Source organism: Halomonas bluephagenesis (assembly GCF_054790765.1).
Genome location: NZ_CP133631.1, coordinates 1,399,794 through 1,423,691 on the forward strand (window position 1 = coordinate 1,399,794; position 23,898 = coordinate 1,423,691).

The 23,898-nt window shown below is 55.0% G+C and carries 17 protein-coding genes and 2 pseudogenes; all 19 read right to left on the minus strand.

Going from position 1 to position 23,898, the window contains the following annotated elements:
* Window positions 1-37: 37 nt before the first annotated feature.
* On the minus strand, window positions 38-634 hold the full coding sequence (locus tag REH51_RS06165; RefSeq protein WP_498937191.1) for a hypothetical protein: 597 nt from the start codon (window positions 632-634) through the stop codon (window positions 38-40).
* A 90-nt stretch (window positions 635-724) separates the two neighbouring features.
* On the minus strand, window positions 725-1,006 hold the full coding sequence (locus REH51_RS06170; RefSeq protein WP_009725043.1) for a hypothetical protein: 282 nt from the start codon (window positions 1,004-1,006) through the stop codon (window positions 725-727).
* A complete protein-coding gene (locus tag REH51_RS06175; protein WP_498937193.1) occupies window positions 1,007-2,263 on the minus strand; it encodes an RHS repeat-associated core domain-containing protein in 1,257 nt (418 codons plus the stop codon).
* Between the two features lie 294 nt (window positions 2,264-2,557).
* On the minus strand, window positions 2,558-3,025 hold the full coding sequence (locus REH51_RS06180) for a hypothetical protein (protein WP_498937195.1): 468 nt from the start codon (window positions 3,023-3,025) through the stop codon (window positions 2,558-2,560).
* Window positions 3,026-3,201: 176 nt separating this feature from the next.
* A pseudogene (locus REH51_RS06185) lies at window positions 3,202-4,284 on the minus strand (RHS repeat-associated core domain-containing protein); the annotation flags it as partial.
* 12 nt (window positions 4,285-4,296) lie between these two features.
* A complete protein-coding gene (locus tag REH51_RS06190; RefSeq protein ID WP_498937197.1) occupies window positions 4,297-4,611 on the minus strand; it encodes a hypothetical protein in 315 nt (104 codons plus the stop codon).
* A 23-nt stretch (window positions 4,612-4,634) separates the two neighbouring features.
* Window positions 4,635-5,096 (minus strand): hypothetical protein, encoded by a 462-nt coding sequence (locus REH51_RS06195; protein WP_009725049.1) that lies wholly within the window; start codon window positions 5,094-5,096, stop codon window positions 4,635-4,637.
* Complete coding sequence (locus REH51_RS06200) at window positions 5,093-8,116, minus strand: RHS repeat-associated core domain-containing protein (RefSeq protein ID WP_498937199.1); 3,024 nt, start codon at window positions 8,114-8,116, stop codon at window positions 5,093-5,095. Before REH51_RS06200 ends, REH51_RS06195 begins: the two co-directional genes overlap by 4 nt.
* A complete protein-coding gene (locus tag REH51_RS06205; RefSeq protein WP_498937723.1) occupies window positions 8,071-8,925 on the minus strand; it encodes a DUF6531 domain-containing protein in 855 nt (284 codons plus the stop codon). The genes REH51_RS06200 and REH51_RS06205 overlap by 46 nt, the downstream gene beginning before the upstream one ends.
* A gap of 63 nt (window positions 8,926-8,988) precedes the next feature.
* Window positions 8,989-10,931: pseudogene (locus tag REH51_RS06210) on the minus strand (type VI secretion system Vgr family protein); the annotation flags it as partial.
* Between the two features lies 1 nt (window position 10,932).
* On the minus strand, window positions 10,933-11,475 hold the full coding sequence (locus REH51_RS06215) for a hypothetical protein (protein WP_009722766.1): 543 nt from the start codon (window positions 11,473-11,475) through the stop codon (window positions 10,933-10,935).
* On the minus strand, window positions 11,469-12,350 hold the full coding sequence (locus REH51_RS06220) for a type VI secretion system PAAR protein (protein WP_009722767.1): 882 nt from the start codon (window positions 12,348-12,350) through the stop codon (window positions 11,469-11,471). The genes REH51_RS06215 and REH51_RS06220 overlap by 7 nt, the downstream gene beginning before the upstream one ends.
* 80 nt (window positions 12,351-12,430) lie before the next feature.
* Complete coding sequence (locus REH51_RS06225; protein WP_039868799.1) at window positions 12,431-13,021, minus strand: GNAT family N-acetyltransferase; 591 nt, start codon at window positions 13,019-13,021, stop codon at window positions 12,431-12,433.
* Window positions 13,011-16,655, minus strand: a complete 3,645-nt coding sequence (gene tssM, locus REH51_RS06230; RefSeq protein ID WP_498937201.1) for a type VI secretion system membrane subunit TssM — start codon at window positions 16,653-16,655, stop codon at window positions 13,011-13,013. Before tssM ends, REH51_RS06225 begins: the two co-directional genes overlap by 11 nt.
* Before the next feature lie 35 nt (window positions 16,656-16,690).
* Window positions 16,691-18,139 (minus strand): type VI secretion system protein TssA, encoded by a 1,449-nt coding sequence (gene tssA / locus REH51_RS06235; RefSeq protein WP_498937203.1) that lies wholly within the window; start codon window positions 18,137-18,139, stop codon window positions 16,691-16,693.
* Between the two features lie 11 nt (window positions 18,140-18,150).
* Window positions 18,151-18,804 carry a type VI secretion system-associated protein VasI gene (vasI, locus tag REH51_RS06240; RefSeq protein WP_009722771.1) on the minus strand — a complete coding sequence of 218 codons (654 nt, stop codon included), beginning with the start codon at window positions 18,802-18,804 and terminating at the stop codon, window positions 18,151-18,153.
* The gene (locus REH51_RS06245) at window positions 18,801-20,393 is read right to left on the minus strand and encodes a sigma-54 interaction domain-containing protein (protein WP_498937205.1); all 1,593 of its coding nucleotides are present in this window, start codon (window positions 20,391-20,393) and stop codon (window positions 18,801-18,803) included. The genes vasI and REH51_RS06245 overlap by 4 nt, the downstream gene beginning before the upstream one ends.
* 4 nt (window positions 20,394-20,397) lie before the next feature.
* Entirely contained in the window at window positions 20,398-23,046 is a 2,649-nt protein-coding gene (gene tssH / locus REH51_RS06250) for a type VI secretion system ATPase TssH (protein WP_498937207.1), read from the minus strand.
* Between the two features lie 8 nt (window positions 23,047-23,054).
* Window positions 23,055-23,897 carry a type IVB secretion system protein IcmH/DotU gene (icmH, locus tag REH51_RS06255; protein ID WP_009722774.1) on the minus strand — a complete coding sequence of 281 codons (843 nt, stop codon included), beginning with the start codon at window positions 23,895-23,897 and terminating at the stop codon, window positions 23,055-23,057.
* Window position 23,898: the final 1 nt, after the last annotated feature.

Sequence of the window (23,898 nt, forward strand, 5' to 3'; positions counted from 1 at the left end):
TTCATTGCCTTGATCAATCCGCAGCATCGGCATAAAACTACCCGGCTCGTAGACCACCGTGGTGCGTTGGTTGTTGGTCTCTTCCCGTATGATGCGGTCGCCGTCCCAGCCGTAGTGGGTGGCGCACGGTTTTGCTAATGCGTCGTCCTAGGCCGTCGTAGCGGTAGCGGATACCGTTGAGCTGGGCGAGCTGGTTGGTGGCATTAGGTGTGGAGCTGCTCGCGGCACTGCGGTTACCGGCAGCATCCACCGGGTAGCGGTGGGCGTCGAGGCCGTGCTGGCTGGCGATTAAGCGCCCGGCCTTGTCGTAGGTGTAGGCAATGGTGGGCGAATCACCTTGCTGGGTGCGGAAGGTCATTCGCCCCAGGGCATCGTATTGGTAGTGCTGCTCACTGGCGCGATGGGGGCTGCGCAATGCGAGGTGGTCCAACTGGCCCGTGGCGGTGTAGCCACGCTCTAAGATCAGTGGCTGGGGGTGATCGCCGGTACTAACGCCGGTACTGAGGCTCAGGCGGCGCTGGGTCTCGCGGTGCAGGGCATCGGGTTCGAGGGCGATCTCCAGGTGGAGGTCGGGGGCGCTGAGACCGTGCAGGTGGCCGCTGCCGTAGGTGTGCCTAAGCTTGATGTAAGTCATGGTGAAAGATGCTTACTGACACGCTTCCCCCAAGAAGGCAGCGGGAGCCCTCCTTGGGGGGAGTACGCGACCCAATACATATCAGTTATGTTATGCAAGGCTAATTAGTAATACCCCGACACCTAGAACAAACAGTTGAGATAAGAAAAATATAGCGGCTGATTTTTCTCGAGAGGCCTGATCATTTAACAGCCTTTTTTCTATGACAATATAGCTATAAACATTTCCTAAAACACATTGTGCTACAAAAATTATCAGAACGCTTAGTATTATATTTAATTTTACAACGAGGACGATCAGGGCCAGATAAGAAGGAAGCATAACAAGAGCTTCAACCCACTTTTTACCCCAGTCTTCTTTAGCTAACTTCATTCATCTAGCCCCAGGGACACACATCCCATGTTGGTAATGCTCATCAGACAATCCATCCCCGTTACCATCATAATTGCGTGTTTGAAGAGTGCTTATCTTCGATGGATCAACTAGCGCCCATCCTCCCCATACATAGGGGTTGCTTTTAATTATGGCCCCAGTAGATATGTCTACCTTGGAAACTCCACCAGTAACTTTGCCCCAGACTTTGCTTAAACCGGCATTCCCCACTTTTTCTAACGTTGATCTAGGCGCGGGCGGGTAGCGAGAATAAGGATTGCTACGCTGCCGGCGACCAGATTGATCAATATCCCCTGGGCGATCAAACAACCCCAGCGGATCCACCATCCCCGTCGGGTTGGTCACATACCCATACAAATTCGTGCCGCCCCTTAACCCAATCGGATCCTGGCTGATATAACGCCCCTGCTCGGGGTCGTAGTAGCGGTGGCGGGTGTAGTAGAGGCCGCTTTCTTCGTCGTGCCACTGGCCTTGGAAGCGAATCGGTTGGGTGACGCCACGCACGGCGCGTTGTTTTGTGACCGCCGCCCAGTCGTCGGGCTCGGCGAGCCAACGGGGCTGGCCGTTGGGGCTGAGCAGTTGCAACGGGGTGCCCAGGGCGTCGGTGATGTAGGCGCTTACCTGTTTTTCCTCGTTCGCTCCGGCTGTGCCGTTGTTGTGTGAGACGCGTTGGTCAATTCTGAGCATCGGCACAAAACTGCCCGGTTCGTAGACCACCGTGGTGCGTTGGTGCTCGGTCTCTTCATGGACGATGCGGTCGCCGTCCCAGCCGTAGTGGGTGGGGGCGGTGGTGCCATCGGGGTGGCGCACGGTTTTGTTGATCCGCCGCCCCAGGCCGTCGTAGCGGTAGTGGGCGTGGCGGGTATAGCCCAGTTTGCTGATGTGGGTCAGTTGCCCCAGCCGGTTGGCGCCGTCGTAACCCAAGGTGAGGCGCTCGCCGTCGGGGGGTTCACGATGGATCAGATTGCCCGCGCCGTCGTAGCGATAGCGGGTGCCGTTAAGCTGGGCGAGCTGGTTGGTGGCATTAGGTGTGGAGCTGCTCGCGGCACTGCGGTTACCGGCAGGATCCACCGGGTAGCGGTGGGCGTCGTGGCCGTGCTGGCTGGCGATTAAGCGCCCGGCCTTGTCGTAGGTGTAGGCGATGGTGGGTGAATCGCCTTGCTGGGTGCGGAAGGTCATTCGCCCCAGGGCGTCGTATTGGTAGTGTTGCTCACCGGCGCTGTGGGGGCTGCGCAATGCGAGGTGGTCCAACTGGCCCGTGGCGGGGTAGCCACGCTCTAAGATCAGCGGTTGGGGGTGATCGCCGGTACTAACGCCGGTACTGAGGCTCAGGCGGCGCTGGGTCTCGCGGTGCAGGGCATCGGGTTCGAGGGCGATCTCCAGGTGGAGGTCGGGGGCGCTGAGACCGTGCAGGTGGCCACTGCCGATTGATGTGAGTCATGGTAAAAGGTGCTTACTGGCACGCTACCGCCAAGGAAGTCATCCAGTGTCTTCCTTGGCAGAGGGGGCAGCATAAACTCAGCGTCTTTTCTACAATCTCCAGCTGCTCCAAGTCATAGTCACTCCATGGAGTTCAACGTCAGTTTCGACGATGATTTTGTCATATTTTCCCCCACGCTCAAGACCTTCGCCTTTTCGTAAAAACAGAATTAAGTCATTGCTTACTATAGCTAGTCCGCCAAGGTGAGAGACTGTGGTGGTATGGCCATTTGATGTATTAAGCAAAGTTGCAGATATAGAGTGCTTGCCAAAAAAATCATCTCCCCACTTATATGTATCCTCTCTGCTTTCAATATGAGCTGGCCGCATTGAAGTTACATCAATACGAACACTTGCTCCGGGAGTTAAGACTTTTAATGGCTTTTCTGACTCAAGCTCTAAGCGGCTACCCGCTTTCATATCAACAGGCGAAGACGTTAACGTAACTAAACTCCCAGTAAATGTAACTACAATAACAAACTTTAATAATTTCAATAAGTCTAATAAAAATTCCAACATAATCACACCCACATTTTAAGTTATCATTTTGCATCAAGTTGCTATCGATACTTATCGCCAAAATTGCCACCATGATGCATCAGAGGTCGCTTTATCGGCTTCACGAAGAACATCATCAGCCCATGTTTGGCAATTACGCGCTCCAAGCACATGAGGCAATGTTCCCCGGTATGCTCCTACGTTATAGGTAGGTTCCCCCACATTTCTAGCAGAATCCCGTACAGCATTGGCATACTCGGGGTCTTCAGATATAACGGTACAGAGCGCGTTGGGTGATTCTTTTTTATCAATCCACCCTTGGCTCCAAAGTAATTGCATAGCATCATCACGCTCTTCAATATTTCCCCGTCCACAACCAAGAAATCATGGCGTAAAGGGTTACCACTCGGTTTCATTGGTGATAGCTCAGGATCAAGTGCATCTAGCCCCCTTGCACATCTCAGTGTTTGCACCCCCAGCGGATCCACCATCCCCGTCGGGTTGGTGACGTAGCCATACAAGTTTGTGCCGCCCCTTAACCCAATCGGATCTTGGCTGATATAACGCCCCTGCTCGGGGTCGTAGTAGCGGTGGCGGTTGTAGTAGAGGCCGCTTTCTTCGTCGTGCCATTGGCCCAGGAAGCGGATCGGTTGGGTGACGCCGCGCACGGCGCGTTGGTTGGTGACGGCGGCCCAGTCATCGGGCTCGGCCAACCAGCGGGGTTGGCCGTTGGGGCTGAGCAGTTGCAACGGGGTGCCCAGGGCGTCGGTGATGTAGGCGCTTACTTGTTTTTCCTCGTTCGCTCCGGCTGTGCCGTTGTTGTGTGAGACGCGTTGGTCAATTCTGAGCATCGGCACAAAACTGCCCGGTTCGTAGACCACCGTGGTGCGTTGGTGCTCGGTCTCTTCATGGACGATGCGGTCGCCGTCCCAGCCGTAGTGGGTGGTGGCGGTGGTGCCATCGGTGTGGCGCACGGTTTTGTTGATCCGCCGCCCCAGGCCGTCGTAGCGGTAGCTGGCGTGGCGGGTATAGCCCAGTTTGCTGATGTGGGTCAGTTGCACCAGTCGGTTGGCGCCGTCGTAACCCAAGGTGAGGCGTTCGCCGTCGGGGTGTTCGCGATGGATCAGATTACCTGCGCCGTCGTAGCGGTAGCGGGGGCCGTTAAGCTGGGCGAGCTGGTTGGTGGCATTAGGTGTGGAGCTGCTCGCGGCACTGCGGTTACCGGCAGCATCCACCGGGTAGCGGTGGGCATCGTGGCCGTGCTGGCTGCCGATTAAGCGTCCCGCCGCGTCTTAGGTGTAGGCGATGGTGGGTGAATCGCCTTGCTGGGTGCGGAAGGTCATTCGCCCCAGGGCATCGTATTGGTAGTGCTGCTCACTGGCGCGGTGGGGGCTGCGCAATGCGAGGTGATCCACCTGGCCCGTGGCGGGGTAGCCACGCTCTAAGATCAGTGGCTGGGTGTGATCGCCGGTGCTCACGCTCAGGCGGCGCTGGGTCTCGCGGTGCAGGGCATCGGGTTCGAGGGCGATCTCCAGGTTGAGGTCGGGGGCACTCATGCCGTGCAAGTGGCCGCTGCCGACGATATGCCTAAGTTTGATGTGAGGCATAGCAAAAGGCGCTTATTGCTATACTACCGCCGCCTCCAGGGAACGCAGCAACCTTCTTCTGTTGGGAAGATTCGGTCTCTTCCAGCCCCGTAGAATAAATGAGCCATATTTTCAGAATCACTTATGCTGTAGGGAGGTAGTCCTAATGTATTTAAGTAATCGCTGAAGTCTAGACCAGACTCGAGAAGTATTGCCGAATTATCTTTTATTTTTATTAAGAAATAACGATCACCATCATCCAAAGCAATGCCATAGAGGGTGTCGTCCGCAACAATCCATTCTGAAACATCTTGGACGAGCACTTTGTTATTAGTGCAATCTATTAGGTTATATTCATCTTTCATGAAGATTTGATCAATACAGATGTTTTCAACGATACGCGTCCTAAAGTTATACACATGCTGGAAGACTAAAAATGCTACTATAAATATAGTGATAGCAATAAGGGTCGCGAAGACTATAAGAGCTTTGAGAAGTCTTTTCATCGACACACTCCTCCACCTTGATAATTTTCAGACCACTGATCACTAATATTGTATGGCGAACCATCAGGATTCCACTCACCATCAAACAGATTAAAAGTGTCATAAGGGTCTGTAAATTCGTCATAAAAATCTATCGTTGCTTCACCTGTGTATGTGTACGCTCCGTTTGGGTAAACAGTAGTAGTGCCTGTGAAATCCCCAGACAATGTAGCTGATCCAATAAACCACTTATCTCGATGGAATCTATAGCTATTTCGAAATGTCTGGTTTGTATCAAATACCCCTGGTCCGTTTGATGCGCATATTGCCTTTGCGGTGTCATTTATATCTCTAGAGCCAAAGCGAGATAGTGCCCCTTGGGTCGTGGAAGAGTTTTGTATGGTTGATAAAAGCCCTATTTCCCTTAGGGTGACATCTGGTCCATTATTTCTGTAGTGCAGCCATGAGCGTAGGTTGGACCATCCCTCCAACCCCAGCGGATCCACCATCCCCGTCGGGTTGGTCACATACCCATACAAGTTCGTCCCGCCATTGAGACCAATCGGATCCTGGCTGATATACCGCCCTTGCTCGGGGTCGTAGTAGCGGTGGCGGTTGTAGTACAGCCCGCTTTCTTCGTCGTGCCATTGGCCCTGGAAGCGGATCGGTTGGGTGACGCCGCGTACGGCACGTTGGCTTTTAACTGCGGCCCAGTCGTCGGGCTCTGCGAGCCAGCGGGGTTGGCCGTTGGGGCTGAGTAGTTGCAGCGGGGTGCCCAGAGCATCGGTGATATAGGCGCTTACCTGTTTTTCCTCGTTCGCTCCGGCTGTGCCGTTGTTGTGTGAGACGCGTTGGTCAATTCTGAGCATCGGCACAAAGCTGCCGGGTTCGTAGACCACCGTGGTGCGTTGGTTGCTGGTCTCTTCGTGGACGATGCGGTCGCCGCCCCAGCCGTAGTGGGTGGTGGCGGTGGTGCCATCGGTGTGGCTCACGGTTTTGTTGATGCGGCGGCCCAGGGCGTCGTAGCGGTAGCTGGCGTGGCGGGTATAGCCCAGTTTGCTGATGTGGGTCAGTTGCACCAGCCGGTTGGCGCCGTCGTAACCCAAGGTGAGGCGCTCGCCGTCGGGGTGTTCGCGATGGATCAGATTGCCTGCGCCGTCGTAGCGGTAGCGGGTGCCGTTAAGCTGGGCGAGCTGGTTGGTGGCATTAGGTGTGGAGCTGCTCGCGGCACTGCGGTTACCGGCGGCATCCACCGGGTAGCGGTGGGCATCGTGGCCGTGCTGGCTGCCGATTAAGCGCCCGGCCTTGTCGTAGTTATACGCAATGGTCGGGCTGGTTTGGCCTTGCCCTTGTGAATGCTGCTGGGTGCGGAAGGTCATTCTGCCCAGGGCGTCGTATTGGTAGTGTTGCTCACCGGCGCTGTGGGGGCTGCGCAATGCGAGGTGATCCACCTGGCCCGTGGCGGTATAGCCACGCTCTAAGATCAGCGGCTGGGTGTGATCGCCGGTACTAACGCCGGTACTGAGGCTCAGGCGGCGCTGGGTCTCGCGGTGCAGGGCATCGGGTTCGAGGGCGATCTCCAGGTGGAGGTCGGGGGCGCTGAGACCGTGCAGGTGGCCGCTGCCGTAGGTGTGCCAGTTAAGGGCCGGTAACTCGCCGAACTGGCTGGCCTGGGGCGCGCCGGTAGCAGTGAGTGTGTGCTGGTGTTGCCAGCTCCACGCCGTGTGTTCGTTGGTGGCGCCTTCGAGGCTGGCATGGCGTTGCTGTTCGCCGATCATCCGTTGGGCGTGGTCGTAGCGGAACGTGACTTCGCTGTGGTCGTTGGTGACGCTGTCCAGTTGCCCATGGGTGCCCCAGTGGTAGTGTTCACTGCTGGCGGGGGCGTGCTCGGTGGCGGGCAAGTGGCGGGTGATAAGACGCCCGGCGTTATCGTAGTCGTACCGCGTCACTAGTGGCTGGCCGTCAGGGCCGGGGCGGTTGGCTTCCACTCGCTCGATCAGTTGCCCGGCGTCGTCGTAGCGGTACTGCTGTTCCCGGCCATCGGGGCCGGTCTCGCTGGCGAGACGGTCCATGGTGTCATAGGTAAAGCGGTACACCGCGCCGTTGCCCAGAGTGAGTTCACTGAGTCGCCCAGCGTCATCGTAGGCGGTGTGCTGCTGACTGCCGTCGGCCTCGATGCGCTGCACCGGACGGCCGTGGTCATCATAGAAGATCTGTTGCCGGAACCCGTGGGGCCCTTCCAACTCGACCAGCCGCCCTTGAGGGTCCACATGGTGGTGCCAGTAATGTCCGTCGGGGAGTTGGGTGGCGACTCGCTGGCCGCGTTCGTCGTGCTGGGTGCGAGTCGTCTCGTTCAGGGCGTTGGTGACACTGGCCAGATAGCCGTGGCGGTCGTAGGTGACGGTGGTACGTTGCTGGGAGCAGTCGGTCTGGGCGGTGATTTGGCCCAGGGCGTTGTACTCGCGCTGGTGGGTGGCCCCAACCGCATCCGTCAGCGTGGTGGGCCGGTCAGGAAGTGACGCGTTCTCATAGGCGAAGGCGGTGGTGCCTTCTGGCCCAGTGACAGAGATAGGATGACCACGGTCATTGCGTTTGATCTGCCAGCGCTGATCGTCGGGGCCGTCGAGGCGCATCGGCTGTCCCAGGGCATCCCGTTCGATGGTCCAGCGGCTGCCATCCGGGGTGGTCTGGCCGACCACCTGGCCGTGGTCGTCGCGCTCGATCAGCGTCTCACGCCCTAGCGAATCAATCGTGGCCACCTTACGCCCGGCACGGTCGTAGCGGAACTCGATGCGTGAGCCGTCGGCGCGGGTGTGGGCTGTCCAGCGTTTGCCGGGGCCGCTGCCCACAAAGTGGAAGCGCTCTTCGCGGCCCAGGCTGTCGGTGACCAGGGTGTGATCCACCTCGTAGCGGTACGACCGCGCCAGGCCGCCGGCTTCCTGTTGACCGATCACGCGGCCATCCGGGGCATGACGATCCCAGGTGTAGTGGGCTTCTATCCCCCGGGGACGCGATGAGCCGTCAACATATGGGTGTCCCACTCGAACTCGCGCATCACCTCACCGTGGCGGTGGCGCACGGCGATCAAGTCACCGACGGAGTTAAACGAGTAACGGACTAACCAGTCGTCCTGGGCGCTGCCGTCGTGGTCCTGGATCAGCTTGACGCCGGTTAAGCGCAGCCCAGCGTCATCAGGCTGGGCGGGAAGGACACGGTCATAGACCAACTGATAGTGACGCTGGGCACTGTCGATCACCCGTACCAGCAGGTCTGCTTCCCAGTGGTACTGGGTGGTATAGCCGTTGCGGTCGCGCTCTTCAATCAGCGGCCAGCGGGCGGTGTCGGTGTCGGTTGTTTCCTCCTGCTCTACGGTGGAAGGTGCAAACACATAATAGAGGCCGCTGGCATCGCTGAGCACAATATGCTCAGGATCACTTCGCAGCGTTTCGTCTAACGCTTGCCAGCGAGACGCGTTGCTCTCTTCATCGACTGAGGCACCCCCACGGCGTATCCATAGCTGCTCGGTGGGCGAGTGGCGCGCCTGACCGGGGGCCAGTGAGCCAAAGGTAATCTCGCGCCCCTGTGCGTCGTGGATAATACAAGCATCCGCGTTGAGGGTGATCGACAGACTCTCCCCAGGCAACGACCAGCCTTGGCCAAGCGCGCCGATGTGCGCATTGCTGGAGAGGTAGCCGCGGCTAAACACCCAGGGCCGTGGCGCCGGTAGCGCAAAATCGGTCTCGGCGGGCAGCAGCTTGGCGCCGAGCAGCGGGTTGACCGGGCTGCCCACCGCAGGCTCGCAGGCGCTGCACTGGTCGGCCAGACCATCGGCGATGTCGATATCCTCCATCGCGAGCGGCGTGGCGGCGATAATATCGCTGACCAGCAGCGGGGTTTGGTGCGGTTCTAGGGTGACGTACTCACTGGCTTCCGAGGCGGCTTCACCCGGTAACCGCGGCAGCACAATGGCGTGGCCGCGGCCACGACCGGGGCTGCCGCCGGAGTTGATCTTGACCATGGCGCCGACGATGGTCACGCCGCCGCTGTCCAGCTTGATAAAGCTGCCGCCCGCGTTAAGGGTAATTTCATTGCCCGCATCCAACACGATCTGGCTGCCCGCTTTGTGGTGCAGTTCACGGCCTGCCTCGACCAACTGCGCCTCGCCGTAGTGTTCATGGCGGGTGTCATCGACCTGGAGGTGATCATCGCCTTTGATCAGGGCGTGGCGTTTGCCGTGTACCGTCAGGTGATCATCGTGGTGGATCTCGCTGAGGCGGTCGTGGTGAACGGTGAGGTGGCTATGTCGGCGGATTTCTTCGGTGCGGTCGTTGAGGGTCAGCAATTCCAGGTCTTTTTGGGCGTGGAGCCAGATCTGCTCTTGATCGGTTTTGTCGTCAAAGCGCAGTTCGTTAAAGCCACTGCCTTGGTGGCTCTGGGTGCGCAATACCGTGCGGGTCTTATGTTCCGGCAGCGGGTACGGGGCCGGTTCACCGCGTGGTAGGTGCGGCCAGTAACCAGTGGTTGATCCGGGTCGCCTTCTAAAAACGAGACAATAACCTCATGGCCGATCCGCGGTATTGCCATGCTGCCATAGCCGCCGCCTGCCCAGCCTTGGGCAACCCGTACCCAGCAACTGGCGGTCTCGTTGGGTTCGGCGTAGCGGTCCCAGGGAAATTGCACTTTAACGCGGCCATGTTCGTCGCAGTAGATCTCTTCGCCCTCTGGCCCGACCACGAACGCCACCTGAGGGCCATCGACTCGGGGCTTGGGGGCGGGCGTCGGGCGAAAGGGTTGATCCCGCGGCATGATTACCACCTCGTTGTGGTAGCGGGTCATGCCGTCACCCCCTGCGGCATCTTCTTCCAGGGCCTGGGGCTGTTCCCCGTAGTGCACCACCGAGACCACTTGCCATTCCTGGTTCAAGCTTTCCGTGTCGTGCTCGGTGAGGGTAAAGCACAGGCCGGGGGCCAGTTCAGGTAAGTCACTCTCCGCCTCGGCGGTGGTAGCATCAGCGCGCAGCGCTTCCAGGCGGTGGCGGGTAAACGGCTTGCCGGAGGCGTCTTTTTTATAGCGCCCTGGGTAATCGAAGTGTTCGTAATCCTCCCGCTGGGCATGTGCTTCCAGGTCGCGAGCCTCATGCTGGTGGCGCTGTGCATAGGCGGGGTTCTTAAAGCTGTAATCCTTGAGCGTGACCGAGGCAGGGCGCACACGGCTGACCTGACGCAGCTTGCGCAGGTGGCGCTGGGGCGGTGTACCGCCCGCACGGCCGTGGTAGGTGCGCTCGCCGACGTTGGGCAGAATCACGGCGGCATCGGCAAATACCAAACGGTGTTGACCGCCATCCGCATTCTCAAACTCGTGAAAGTAGAAATAACCCTCTTCGGCAGCTAAGCGCTCAATAAAGGCCAGATCGGTCTCGCGGTACTGAACCAGAAACTCACGCTCGGCGGGCTCACGGAAGGCAGACACGCCCATATCGGTAAGCCCACGCTCGTTGGCCAGGGTGGTGATGGCATCAAACGGCGCGATGTCTTGAAAGATACGCGAGTTGTGACGCAGCGACAGCCGCCACAGGGCGGGGCGAATCTCGACACGATAAAAGCTGCGGCGGTGACCGCGATCACCGCGATGAAACTCACTGACGATGCCATGCACGCGGCGCAGCGGCTCGCCATCCTGCCAGATCGTCAGCGTGGCATTCTGATCCAAACAATCAGAGGGCGACAGGTCATGGGTACGGCTGGCAAATTCCACCGAGAGCACAAACGGCGCTGACAGCGCCTCGCGGTGGGTAAAACGCACCACCGCCGTGTCCTTCGCTCCGGGTAGCGATAGGGTGAATTGAAGTCCTGACATATTATCGTCCTTGAGTATCAGTGTGTTCGCAAGTGTGCGCGTCTTCATTCATTAGAGAAGCGCTAGTGTCTGATGAAGTCTTTTCGAGCGTGTAAAACCAGCCATCTAAAAAAAGCCACAGCTGACGGTCCACTACTTCAAAAATATAAGGCAACTCATTTAGCGAACGACTTTGCACACTCAGCGTGGTGATACTCTCTCTTTCCAGACCAACGCCATAGAAACTCCCAAACCGTTCACTTACTTCAGGAACATTGCCCTCTCCCTTCAGAACAGAGTGGTTTTCGATTTGATAAGCAGGGTCTTCATAGACAGAGCCATCCCAAAATAAAAACTCTCTTTTATTCACCTTAACTTGTGCGTTTAGTTGGCGAAGCGCATTTTCACGACTCGTTCGCCCTCCCCGATATTGCTCTATTTTGGTCACACAATAGGTACCATAAAGATATTCAATCAACTCATTCTTTTCTACACCACCCGCATAACTCGAAGTCAGCGTAACCAAGGCAACAAAAGATATAAGCATCTTTAATATACTTACCATCTTTTATATACTCCCTTTGAAAACATCTCCCACTCAGCAGAACGACGATTGATAAGACCCTGGTTGACTTGTCCTTGCGATTTATTCCAGGCCTTCCATGCTTCTTCAAGAGATGTAAAGGGTGTTTCAGCTTGAGAGTCATTTATTAACTTAACTACCGATGATGAACTAAAACCTCCCACTCCAATGTTGTAAGCAAGCATGACAGAAGCATCTAACTGGTGAGATTCAAGAGGAACGGGAATAACGCGGTTTACTGCATTAACAAAAGGGGTTAGATCATTATTAAAGAGTTGATCTGCTTGTTGAGCAGTAATGCCATCTTGATAAATCTGCCATTCTTGCCGAGAAATAAGATGTCCATAACCAACCGTAGCGCCTGGTACCCAGCGATTAATCTCTTCACCGGTTTGATCGTCATAGGGCATCAAGCGAAGCTCCTCAACTCCCTTCAACCACTCTCTACCTGCTTCACTCAAAGCAGTTGCTTCAGAGCTTGGAGGAGTAGCTCTACTCGTTGATTCAGAAGCAGGGGCGTTAACTAGCGCTATTGAGGATATGGTAGGGACACCACCCACGTCGGTTACATCTCCTCCCTCCCCTGAACCAGAGCCAATCACTACGCCACCGCAATCCACTGCGTGGCCGGTCAGCGCCGCAGGTTTTCCATCGATGAAAATTGTTCCTGAGCCTTCGGCAATGGCACGCGGATGAGGAGGATGCTTGGGTTTGGCGTGTGGCGCTAATGGGTCACCTACACGAGCCATCGGCTTACCATCCATTAATACCGTGCTACTACCCCCAGTCACTGGCGTTGGGGGGAAACCATCATGGTCGGTGCCTATATCACCTACTAATACAAATTTTTGGCTCATTAGCGGAACTCCTTCTCCGAGCAACTTGTTCGTCTTAGTGATACTTATCTTTGGGTCGGCCAATCATTTAGTCGCCCTGCTTACTCATCCCACATTGCAGGCGCTTCGTAGCTGGCAACATCGAAAGCATCTACGTATTGGCGAGTAAACCCCGCCGCTTCAAGGCTATCGATGGCTGAGTGGCACACCATTGGCAGACGTGTTTGTAGCGGTACACCTTTAAGACTACGGCGCACCGCAGTTAATAGTCGCGTGCCGTGACCACTACCTTTCCACTCTTGGCTGATATAAAAAAAACGCAGTTGCCATGCGGCTTCGTCATCCGCCCTACAGGCGAGCACCATGCCAAGAGGCGGGCCTTCACCATGCCTAAGTGCTAGCAGACGTCCCTGCCAATAGGCTACTTGGCCTTCTTCCCGCTGAAGCCATAAGCCACGATGCACAGTGAACTCAAGTGCACGACGCAGCGTTTCCAACACGCTGCTGTCACGCAGCACCCACGGGGAGTGTCCCTTTTGATCTGCCTTATAAACCGCCTCGATAAAGTTATCGATATCTTCGTTGCGTGCATCTGACAATAATCGCGAGCGCTTCACGCTATGGCTAATCGTTGACGTTGCAGGTTGTCGATTCGAGCCGATGGTGAGCAGTTGCTTGAACTTAGTCAGCATGATCACCTCGATCAGCATAGAGGGCTGATGGCAGTTGAAAGCCTGCGGCTAATGGGCGGGTAAACGGATTAGGAGCACCATCGGCAAACAGACGATAGCGCATCGCACCGCCAGCCACGTTAAAACGTAGCTCCAGCTCACGCTCGCTTACGCTGGTAATATCCGCTTCTTCTAGTAGGCGAAACCATGCCCAAGCGCCGTTCTGCGTGATACTCCGCGGTGAGCGGTTAATCTCACTGGGTACCATCGTGATGCGGCTTTCCGTACCGCCGCGCAGAGCATTAGGCCAAATCATAGAAACGCGTTGGCTAGCGCTGTGTGCATACTCAATAAGCTGTCCATCAACACTGATCACACTACGCCGCTTATCTGGACTTAGGCTGATAGGCTCAAGGGCAAACTCTACGTCGAGTGCACCGTCTCGGCTAAAGTAAGCGCGGCGAATCTGTTCTGCCTGTTGACCCGCCGTATAAAGGCTGTCTCGCAGCAGTGAATTCCCGTCGGCATCCACCAAATACTCGGGAGCCCCTTCAATAAAGGGTTTCAGACTGTCTTGGTAGAATGAATCTAGCGTGCCACCTGGAGCAAAGAAGTCCTCGAAGTCGCTTAACGCCACTTCCTGACTGGCATTCGGCGACAATGGATAACGGCCAGCCAAATGTGCTTGATAGGGTGCAACAACATCATCCAGCCATTGGCTTTCAAGATGGCGTGTGGCTCTAACCATCATTAACTGCCAACTTTGGTCAGCCAGACTTTGCAACATCCGACCTACCGGTTCTGGCGCATTGCCAGCGATGCGCTGCAGGTTATCGATAGGGTCATTACCCCGTAGCGATAGCCGGTCACGTACCGTCAAGAAAGCAGCTCTCCCGGTATTATTCGACTCCTCTATATCTAGCAGATAGTTTCGCAGTGCTGACACAGCTTGCTTAATCTCCTCAAGAGTTGAGGGATTACCATCACGAGCTTGGCTGAGTCGGTTGACCGGCGTAAAGGGCTGCTCAATAGCTGAGGCTAATTGATAACGCTGGGATTGACGCAATGCTTCGCGGGCTTCTTCGTCATCGACGGGCAGCTCTGGATAGAGGCTAGTATTTCGCTCAATCGCGGCTAATAGTCTATCGAGCGGCCGCTGCGGCCCTACTAAGGAGTCGGCTACCACAATAGCTTGACGAATATCGGGCAGTGGCACCAAGTGCGTATTACGCAGCGCGTCGCGCCAACTAACGTGGTAATCGCCAACATAGTGTTCCCGCAGCGCGGTTTGCAGTTGCTGTGTATCTGCATCGCTGAAGTTAATGTCCTCGCGCTGGCCTAACACCCAGGCATCAACCAGTGCTAGCTCTGTTGCGCGCGATAATTCGTTTAGAAAGTATTTCTCAAAGCCATCTCGGGTTAGCAGATGTGCCAGGCGCACATGTTCAGGGTCATCATCGCGTGCCATAAATACTCTATCGAACAGCGTGCCAACACTATGCCGGAGGTCCAATCGCTCACCATGACGATTGCCTGCCGCTTTTAGCGCTAAGTAAACACGCTCATCAATCGGTTGGCGGGCTAGCTCATGTTGTGCCGCGTCGATACTTCCTTGCAGCGGTGCCATCGCTTGCTTAGCACGTGGGCTCCCCTCAGCAATACGCCCTTCTAGGTCACTATGTTCCAAAGCATAGTCTAGATGCGTTAGCAAGCGCTCTTGCACCTCGCCTTGCTGAGGAAAGTACGCCTGCCAACGCTGAGCCATAAACCGCTCAACCCTTTCGGGTTGGCGACCACTAGCATCTGACATCATGCGTAATACGCGTAAGAGCGCCAATTTGGCGTTGCTGCCCTCTTCAGATCGGTTCATATCGTCCACAATGCCAATCATGATGGCAGGCAGAAACTGCTGCTCTAGCATGGCGAGATAGGCGCGTTCTACCTGGGCACCTATGATGTGCCCTTGATATAACCCCATATCTGCTAGATACGTTACGTGTGTACGATAGCTTTCAAAGGTTTCCATCGTGTCACGCAGCCGATCCAGGGGGTCGAGGAATTCATAACCCGAGGGGTCATCGCTTTGAAACGCTTCAGGGTGAGTCGCCAAAAACGCTGATGCGCGCTCTTCGACAGCAGTAAGCGAAATGCTATTTTTTTGGTAGAAGTGACTCCACCCTGCAACGAGGATTACACCCATTATTGAGCAGGCGGCAAGGCTGTACGTACGCATGCGTCTGCGCCGCTGTGCAACTCTGGCATTATCGCTCGCCAACCCTGTTTCCGGATAAATAACCTTCTCGAAAAGATCTTCGGTGAAGTACAACGCACTACGAGTAGCGCGGTGGGCAGACTGAACGCTATCTTTCATGCCATAGCGCCGAGCAGCTGCATCCACGAAGGGATCTTCCGGCACCCCCTGTTGATATACCGATGTGAAGTAAGCGCCACGCACGATCGCAGCAGTAGAAAAACGGTCGCTGGATAACGCTTCGCTTAAAAAGCCAAATAGGATATCTCTTAACCCGGCGAGCTGACGTACAAAACGAAATACCGACTCTCTCTCTTCACGGTCACGACACTCTGACAACATAGCGGGTAAAAGCTGGTTCACGCGAGCCAGCATGGCATCGTAATCAGCCTCAAACTCAGCTTCCCATTTGCCAGGGGTATCAATGGAAGCAGGGGTAAACGTAAAGCCAAGGGGGGTCTTTCTAGCTGAGCGAGAGTAGTGACGAAAGAAGCTATCAAAACCGTGCAACAAGTCCATTTTGCTAAAGGTCACGTATACCGGCAGGCGAGGACCATGTTGTTCCATAAGTTCGCGTAAACGGCTACGCAGCAGTGCCGCATAGGCTTTGCGCACAGCCACCTTGGCATGACTCAAACGAGCTAGGTCCAGAACCAATACCACTCCATCTAGTGGTCGTTGAGCTCGGTTGCGTTCAAGCCACTCCACAAAGTGTTCCCATAACCGACGCTGAAGCACCTGCGACTCTTCACCCTCCAGCGCCCCCTGCGTCAATAGCTCACCATCAGGGTCTATCAATACCGCTTTGTCACCAATCCACCAGTCGAAACCTAGCTGGCTCTGTTTGCTGCTCTGCCCGGAGGCTTTCATCACATGGGTAAGTGCAAAGTTCTGGCCAGAGCGGTTGATAAGACTGGTTTTACCAGCATTCTCTATCCCCATGACCAAAAACCAAGGCAAGCTATAACGACTTTTGCTTCCACCTCCCAAGCTACCAGTTATTTCTTTCAACACTGCGTTCAAAGAGTCTTCTTGGCGTTCAACTTGATCGATGGCAGGGTCTTCCTGACGAGCTTTTTCCTGCTGGCGTTCGTCATCCAGCCTACGTAATCGGCGGGCAAGGCTGACACCCCATATGATGGCCACTACCGTGACTACTAAAAGTGTTGCCAGCAAACGGTTCATTAAGGGAGCAAGAGGAGTGGTTTCCCGCACCTCCCAGTTTGGCCCCCACCACCAAATAGCAATTACCAACACGATGAGTAGTACCACCCAAAGCAGTGTTGAGAGGCGCAGAAGTCCTTTGGCTTTGTTACCGTGCGCATTGGCCCTGTTTTTCGCGGTTTGCGCCCGGGAAAAGCCAGGCACCCAGCGGCTCAGTTTTGATTTTAAGGTTGACCACATTAGCCTTTATCCCTCGTCCCTGTTGATGATGACCACTAGTGTGTCTCTTGAACCGCTGCTTTTAATCGTGACACCAACGCTGGTTCCCAATGTCCTAGCGCCAGATCCGTTACTGTTTGGTACAGCGTGTGATAATGCTGCTGCGCTAAGCTTTCCAGACCTGCTTCATGTAAAAGCTCAGCACTGGCTAGTCGCCAATAGACACTCTCCCGTGGAGAACAGGCTCTGCTTAGCCCTTGATCTAGCACTTTGAGTGCTGCACTAAGATCGCCGCCTTTCACCGCTTCCCGAGCTTCTTCCAAGCCAGCTTCCCATGCCTCATTACCATTACTGACGGCTCCGCTGTTACCCGCAGAACCATGTAGCCAGCGCATCGTTTCCTCCTCGAGGAACGCAGCACCATTGTTGAAGGTCAGTGATTCGATACCCGGCAACCGCTCCACAAACCGCAGCGTTTCCTCACGAATCGCTTCTGCACAGCATGAATAGCCCAGCTGTTTGGCCAGCTCGGCACTGAGCCGATGCCCTTCCAACCAATAAGGGCTTAGCGCGAGGCTATTCTCAATGCGCTGCCAGAGAGCGTTATCGCCCCCCTTGGAGAGGGATTCACGGTAATCAGCAATACGATCAGCAGAGACTGGGGAAAGCTCCGTTTTGCCATTTTCTTTAGCGACGGGAAGTGTCTGGATCGTGCTCCAAACCGCATAACGACGCAGACGGTAAGAGACTTGTTCGCCAGGCGATTGTTCGCCAAGGAATTCAGCCATTTTCAGCAATGCCTGACGATTTGAGCGATCGTTACCTGCTTCTAATCGTAGCTCTGGCGCTTTGGCAGTCGCAGGCGCTTCGTATCCCTGACTGGCGGAGGTCTGCTCTCCCACTTGCTGGGGCGTTAGATTTTCTGGCGCCGATGATGACTGCTCCACTGAGCGCTGAGCAGTTAACTGGCGGCTTAAATCTTCAATTGCCTTGCCGGGTAGCGATGTTTCAGTCACTTGCTTCTTTAGCTCGGCAAGCGACGCCTGACAAGCTTCAAACTCATCCTCGGCATTGTGAAAGTCGAGCCCAGATACAAGTTTGACACTCCGTTGAATAAACTGCTGCACCAGCCGCAGGCGCAGCTTGTCACCGCGCTTACCTCCAAATGGATAAGCATGCTCCCACCAAGGTTGAGCAATACTGCGTGCTAGTAGGCGTAAGGACAGTGCAAAACGCACGCTGCTGCCATCATGCTGCATGCAGTGCAGCAGGTGCCCCAGCACTTTTATGTCTTTGCCACGCTCACTCAACATACGAATTGCCAGTTCCTCAGCGGTCCCCCACTCCACTTGGCCGTGCTGAAGTGAGCCTATCTTCATCATCTCTTCATCTAATACGAGATAGTCATTGTCATCTTCTAACGACTCTCCCACGGGAAAGCCGTCTGCGTTTGCTCCCAAAGGGGCCAGTAAAGGAGCCAAATGAGATTCTGCGGTAATCTGCATATAAAACTCCTTTACCAGCGACACGCTTCACGTAGTGGCTGGATGGCTTGGCGCAAGCCGGTTGTATCAAAGTGCAGTTCATCCAGAGCGGCAACATCGCTATGTAGCGTAATACCAGTGGCATTTAGCAGTTGGCGGAGTGTATCGATAGCCGGTAGACCCCGTCCGCCGCTCACTACGTGACCACCATCCCGCACACGCCACTGCTGTTGAACAGTGCCGCTATTACTTGTCAGCCGTAAATCAACCCTGGCATTGTCGAGTGGTGCCGGAAGGTGTAATTGAAAACGAGTAATCAGTTTTTCGCAGGCTATCACCAGAATCGGGCGAGGCGGTGTGGTGCCTAACGCTGGCATGCTGATCAGCACCTCATCTCCTGCTTCCTGTACGATTAATCCAACATTCCTTTCATTACGCGCTCCTTCCTGATGCTCGATAGCATGCCAAAGACCAGGCAATTCACTATGCTCATCACTCAGCTGTGCCTGTTGAAAAATAGCGTCGTAACAGTTCAACCGTTCGAGCCGCGAAGACGCCTCCGCACATAGCTGCGCACGTTCTATCAAAGCGCTGTCATCCTGGGCCTGTAGGGGGAAACTGATCAGCGCACCTAGCATCAGCAATACACGCATTGACCACTGGTGTTTTGGCAACATCGCGTTCATTTCGTATCTAGTTCCAGTTGCTGACACTTGTGAGCCAGTGTTCGCTTCGGCAAGCCCAAGCTTTCAGCCGCCTGGGCGCGATTTCCGCCAAAGCGCCTTAAACGTTGGCGAATGATGGCGGACTCCACATCACGAAGCGCTTGGCGAAGATCGTTTATGTCATCGTTTAGCGCGAGCGACGTTGTTTCCACGCTGTCTACGGTTTGCGGTGTGCTCTCTTCTTGCTCGCCGGGCAGCACATAAGCATCGATATCGGCTCCCTCAGGCGTCATGGCACAAGCGTAATCAACGATGTTCTTAAGTTCGCGAACATTGCCGGGATACTCTCTCCGATAAATTAGCCGCAACGCTGCTGGCGTGATGCCCATCTCGTCACGTGCCTCCCGAGCACAAAAATCAGTGATGAATGACTGCGCTAATTGAGCAATATCCTCACGCCGCTCTGAGAGTGTCGGTAAGGTGATAGGGAATTGGCCTAATCGGTAATAAAGGTCAGCACGAAAACGCTGCTCGCGAATTTGTGTTTGAAGCGGTTGGTGTGTTGCCGCTACCAAACGAAGATCAGCGCAACGCTCCTTGCTTGCCCCAAGCGGCCTGTAGCGGCCACTTTCTAATACACGAAGCAGCTTGGCTTGTAGCGCTAACGGCATATCACCAATTTCATCTAGGAATAAGGTTCCACCGTCAGCCTGACTAATCAGCCCATCCCGGGCCTGATCAGCTCCTGAAAAAGCGCCTTTGGCATGCCCAAACAGCTCTGATTCCAACAATGCTTCGGGAATGGCAGCACAGTTAATCGCCATAAAGGGGCCTTTAGCCCGTGCCGAAAGTTGATGTATCGCCCTTGCTACACAGTCTTTGCCCGTGCCAGTTTCTCCTTGAAGCAGTACCGCCAAGTTTGTTTCTGCTGCACGCACTACATGTTGGCGTAGTGACTGCATGGCTGTTGATTGACCCAGCAGCTCTTCAGCTAATTGGTCAGCTAATGCTTGGCGACGAGCCCCATCGTTCAGCTTGGCTAAGGAGTCCTGAAGTACTCGTGAGCGCAGTCGCTCCCCCTGCTCTCTAGCAAGACGCGCCCATAAGCGGCATAACAAGGCTTCAAAAGCAGCCATACCGGGGTCGTCTTTCAGCGTTGTCAGCCTCGCTAGCTCGCCTGCTAGTAACATCCCCCCCAGCCACTCCTTCTTTCCATCACTGGCACGTAATGGACGAATTTGTAGCTGCAGTGCAGCAGCTAATGGAGCCACTTGTGCTTGAAAACTCGGATGATCCAAACGAATTCGTGCATCTGCCACGCTAAGCGTTAGCGCCTTGCCACCACGAATGACATGGGCATAAGGGTGATTAAAAACTCCACAATCAAACTGCCCTTCATCACCATCCCGCCCTAACCAACGACCACTTCCTTCAATATAAAGGCACTCCACAAATACCAACCCCAAGTGGTGTTGCAATAAATGCGCAGCTTGCTGGCGTAGCACAACCGTTGAGCTGCTCTCCACTAGCGTTAAAGCGATCGGCATAGCTGCTAACTCAGCGGTGAAACATCGTTCCGCAATGGCTTCATGGGAAACAGGCAGTGTCATGGTGTCAAACTACCTCTGCTGTGAAAAAGCCACTCTCGGGGTCGACACCCAGCACGACGTTTGCCACTGTTTCACGTCGCGCCATACGTTCGAGCAGGGCCCGGGAGAGAGGAGGCAGCAATTCGCCATCAATCACCGACTCCAGCATGCGCGCTCCGTTTTCACTACGAGTAGCTCGCACGCATATTGCTTCCGCCAGGGAGTCGTTTAGTACTACCTCTGCTTGACGATGGCGCTCACGGATACGACCAGCCAGCGTGTCGAGCTTGGCCGTCACAATGCTGCGAAGGGTGTCGCCATCAAGCGGTAAGTAAGGCACCACTTCCATGCGCGCCAGCAGGGCCGGTTTGAAGAACTCTGCGAGTACCGGATAAAGCGCAGCATCGAGCGCATAGACATCGTTGCCATGGGCAACGATGGCCTCATAGCCAAGGTTTGAAGTCAGGAAGAAAAGTACGTTTTTACAATCAATTATTCGCCCTTCCCCATCTGCCAGCTCGCCTTTGTCGAACGCTTGATAGAAAAGATTGAGTACATCGGGGTGTGCTTTCTCTACTTCATCGAGCAACACCACCGAATATGGACGCTGACGTATCGCTTCCGTTAAAAGCCCGCCCTCACCAAACCCCACATAGCCAGGTGGAGAACCAATCAGCCGAGAAACCGTGTGTTTTTCCTGATACTCGGACATGTTAATAGTGGTGAGGAACTGGCGGGCGCCATACAGCTGGTCGGCAATCTGCACCACGGTTTCTGTTTTGCCCACGCCACTCGGGCCTACGAGCAAAAAAGCACCTAACGGACGTCCGGGGCGACGCAAGTCGGCACGCGCCGTTAACAGGTGCCGATGAATCCGCTCAATAGCGGTATCTTGGCCTTTAATTTGTTCACCAAGGTAAGCAGGCAGCTCCGTGAGGCGTGTTAACTCATCGCTGGTCATCCGCTCAACCGGCACACCGGTCCAGTCGCCAATAACCTGAGCAATTTGGGCTTCTTCAACACTTGGGTTAACCAACGAAAAATCGTGCTGCAAGCGTGTTAACTGCTGCTCGCATTCGACCAACTCAGCACGCAACTGAACCGTGGATTGCTCATTAAACTGATCATCACTACTCTGGCCGTCGCCGCTCTGAACATCCGCTTCCAACAGCTGGCGGTGGAGAGCCACAATGGCATTCACACATTCACGCTGCTCTTGCCAGGCAGCCTCCAAGACCGTGAGCTCATTCTCAATGTTAACCAAACGCTCACTAAGCGCCTCAAGAAGAGCGGCATCAGGTTCGCGGCCTAACAGTTGCTCACGTGCAAGCTGATCCTTTTCGCGCAGTGCAGCCGTATGTTCACTTTGCAAGTGGCTCAGTTTTCGTGGTGGTGTATCAAGCGCTTGCGACAACCGTGTGCAAGCTGTATCCAACACGTCAATGGCTTTATCTGGCAGTTGACGACCCGCCAGATAACGTGCAGACAACGCAGCAGCTGCCCGCAGCCCGCTATCACCAATCAGTACACCGTGGGCACGCTCGTAAACATCTTGCAGGCCTCGAAGAATGACGAGTGCCTGCTCAACACTAGGCTCTGATAATGCGACAGGCTGGAAACGGCGTGAGAGTGCAGGGTCTTTCTCGAAGTATTTCTTGTACTCGCGCCATGTTGTCGCCGCAATTGTGCGCAACTCTCCGCGGGCTAGCGCAGGCTTTAGCAAATTGGCCGCGTCGCCACCACCTTCCTGATTACCCGCACCAATCAGCGTATGTGCTTCATCAATAAAGAGTAGTGTTGGCTGCGGTGCATTTTTGACTTCATCTATAACGGCTTTTAGGCGTTTTTCAAATTCCCCCTTAACGGCGGCGCCAGCTTGAAGCGCTCCCAAATCAAGCGTTAATAATTCCACACCGGCAAGTGCAGCAGGTACTTGCCCAGCCACGATACGAGCCGCTAACCCTTCAACGACAGCACTTTTACCCACCCCTGCATCGCCAATGACAATGGGATTGTTTTTACGGCGGCGACCAAGAATATCAAGCATCTGGTCGATCTCTGGGTCACGCCCTAAGACAGGGTCTAACTCTCCTTTTCGTGCTTGCTCAGTAAGCGAGGTTGCAAATCGCGACAACGCACTGTCATCACCGGGACCAGAAGAAGACTGGTGCGGTTGATTGGCAGCATCTTCTTGGGGAGCTTCTGCTGAGTCGACAGTGAGTCGATCCAAGTGGCGGCGCAGATTCTCCCGATTAATGTGAGCCAGTAGTCGAGCCGAGCCTGCGCCTAAATAACGCTCGATATTATGTAGTAGTGCTGTAAATATCGCGCCACTACGCAGTGTCCGGTGCTGATACTCAGTAGAAGCTAATAGCCACCCATCCTGCAGCAGTTCAATCAGTAGCGGGGAGAAGCTTGGCGTGGATACTTCTGTGTTAAGTGGTGGGCGTGTTTCTTCAGCCAGCTGAGCGCGTAGAGCTACCGTATCTACATCAACGCTTTCACAAATGCTGCGAACATCACATAAGGGCTGGTCGAGCATTGCTTGCAGTAAATGCCCCACGGATACCTCTGGGGCCTGCTGCTGTGCGCAAAGCACGGCGGCTTGCTCTAGCCCTTGGCGAGTAATGGCATTGAGGCGGCCAATAAGCGCTGATAGCTCTACCCTGAGCATGATAACTCCTAGCGATAAAGTTGATTAAGAAGCGAAGCAATCTGTTCGGCTTGTTGATCAAGCATCCATGAAAAGCCCAGATAAACGCCGGTCATAGCAACACCGAACAGCGCAAAAATGCCCCATATAGGGAAGTGAGAGGTACGCCGTTGGCGACCACGAACCACATTACTGAGTGGCTGCGTCAAGGCCTCTTCAGCAGGCTGTTTAAGGGCGGTAAGCTGGTCACCCAGCGCTCGAACAATGTGCTCATACTCTTCGCTCCCATGAGACCTAACGTGATAGCGCCCCCCGAACCCAAGACACAGACACAGATAGATAAATTCCAGCATATCTCTGTAACGGTGAGGCTCCTGCTGTAACCGCGAGAGGATGGAGAACACTTTTTCTCCCCCCCATGTTTCATTGTGAAACCTTGTCAACAGGGAGTGCTCGGCCCATTTACTCTGACGCCCCCAGGACATGCCCATGACCGCTTCATCAATGAAGGAACAGAGAACATAGCGGTACGCAAGCAGTGTGGCTCGGTCGTACCCCTGCTCTGTCAGTTCAATTTCGATAGCCGCGATCTCATCAACCACTTGCTGATAGAGACTCTCTATATCACCAGCACTGTCGAGTTGGCGTACGCGCACGACCATTCCGAGCAAACTACTGGCAGCATCTACCAGCGGATTTAAACTGTGGCCGCGCAAACGAAACCAGTAGTCCTCATCAGCATTTAGCTGCTCGGCATGACTGTGAACCAAGTGCTCTATACCGTGCTTGCTAATACTGTCTTCGTGCCGCCCCTTATGATGGGAAAAATGTTGCTGGGGCGAATCGTGCTCATCAGTGACAAGTTGTTGCATG

Coding starts and splice junctions, on each gene's coding strand:
- vasI (WP_009722771.1), bottom strand. CDS start 18,804: ATGAACGCGATGTTGCCAAAACACCAGTGGTCAATGCGTGTATTGCTG.
- REH51_RS06180 (WP_498937195.1), bottom strand. CDS start 3,025: ATGTTGGAATTTTTATTAGACTTATTGAAATTATTAAAGTTTGTTATT.
- tssM (WP_498937201.1), bottom strand. CDS start 16,655: ATGTGGTCAACCTTAAAATCAAAACTGAGCCGCTGGGTGCCTGGCTTT.
- REH51_RS06245 (WP_498937205.1), bottom strand. CDS start 20,393: ATGACACTGCCTGTTTCCCATGAAGCCATTGCGGAACGATGTTTCACC.
- REH51_RS06170 (WP_009725043.1), bottom strand. CDS start 1,006: ATGAAGTTAGCTAAAGAAGACTGGGGTAAAAAGTGGGTTGAAGCTCTT.
- REH51_RS06215 (WP_009722766.1), bottom strand. CDS start 11,475: ATGGTAAGTATATTAAAGATGCTTATATCTTTTGTTGCCTTGGTTACG.
- tssH (WP_498937207.1), bottom strand. CDS start 23,046: ATGCTCAGGGTAGAGCTATCAGCGCTTATTGGCCGCCTCAATGCCATT.
- REH51_RS06220 (WP_009722767.1), bottom strand. CDS start 12,350: ATGAGCCAAAAATTTGTATTAGTAGGTGATATAGGCACCGACCATGAT.
- REH51_RS06190 (WP_498937197.1), bottom strand. CDS start 4,611: ATGCCTCACATCAAACTTAGGCATATCGTCGGCAGCGGCCACTTGCAC.
- icmH (WP_009722774.1), bottom strand. CDS start 23,897: ATGCAACAACTTGTCACTGATGAGCACGATTCGCCCCAGCAACATTTT.
- REH51_RS06225 (WP_039868799.1), bottom strand. CDS start 13,021: ATGCTGACTAAGTTCAAGCAACTGCTCACCATCGGCTCGAATCGACAA.
- REH51_RS06195 (WP_009725049.1), bottom strand. CDS start 5,096: ATGAAAAGACTTCTCAAAGCTCTTATAGTCTTCGCGACCCTTATTGCT.
- REH51_RS06205 (WP_498937723.1), bottom strand. CDS start 8,925: ATGGAGGATATCGACATCGCCGATGGTCTGGCCGACCAGTGCAGCGCC.
- tssA (WP_498937203.1), bottom strand. CDS start 18,139: ATGCAGATTACCGCAGAATCTCATTTGGCTCCTTTACTGGCCCCTTTG.
- REH51_RS06165 (WP_498937191.1), bottom strand. CDS start 634: ATGACTTACATCAAGCTTAGGCACACCTACGGCAGCGGCCACCTGCAC.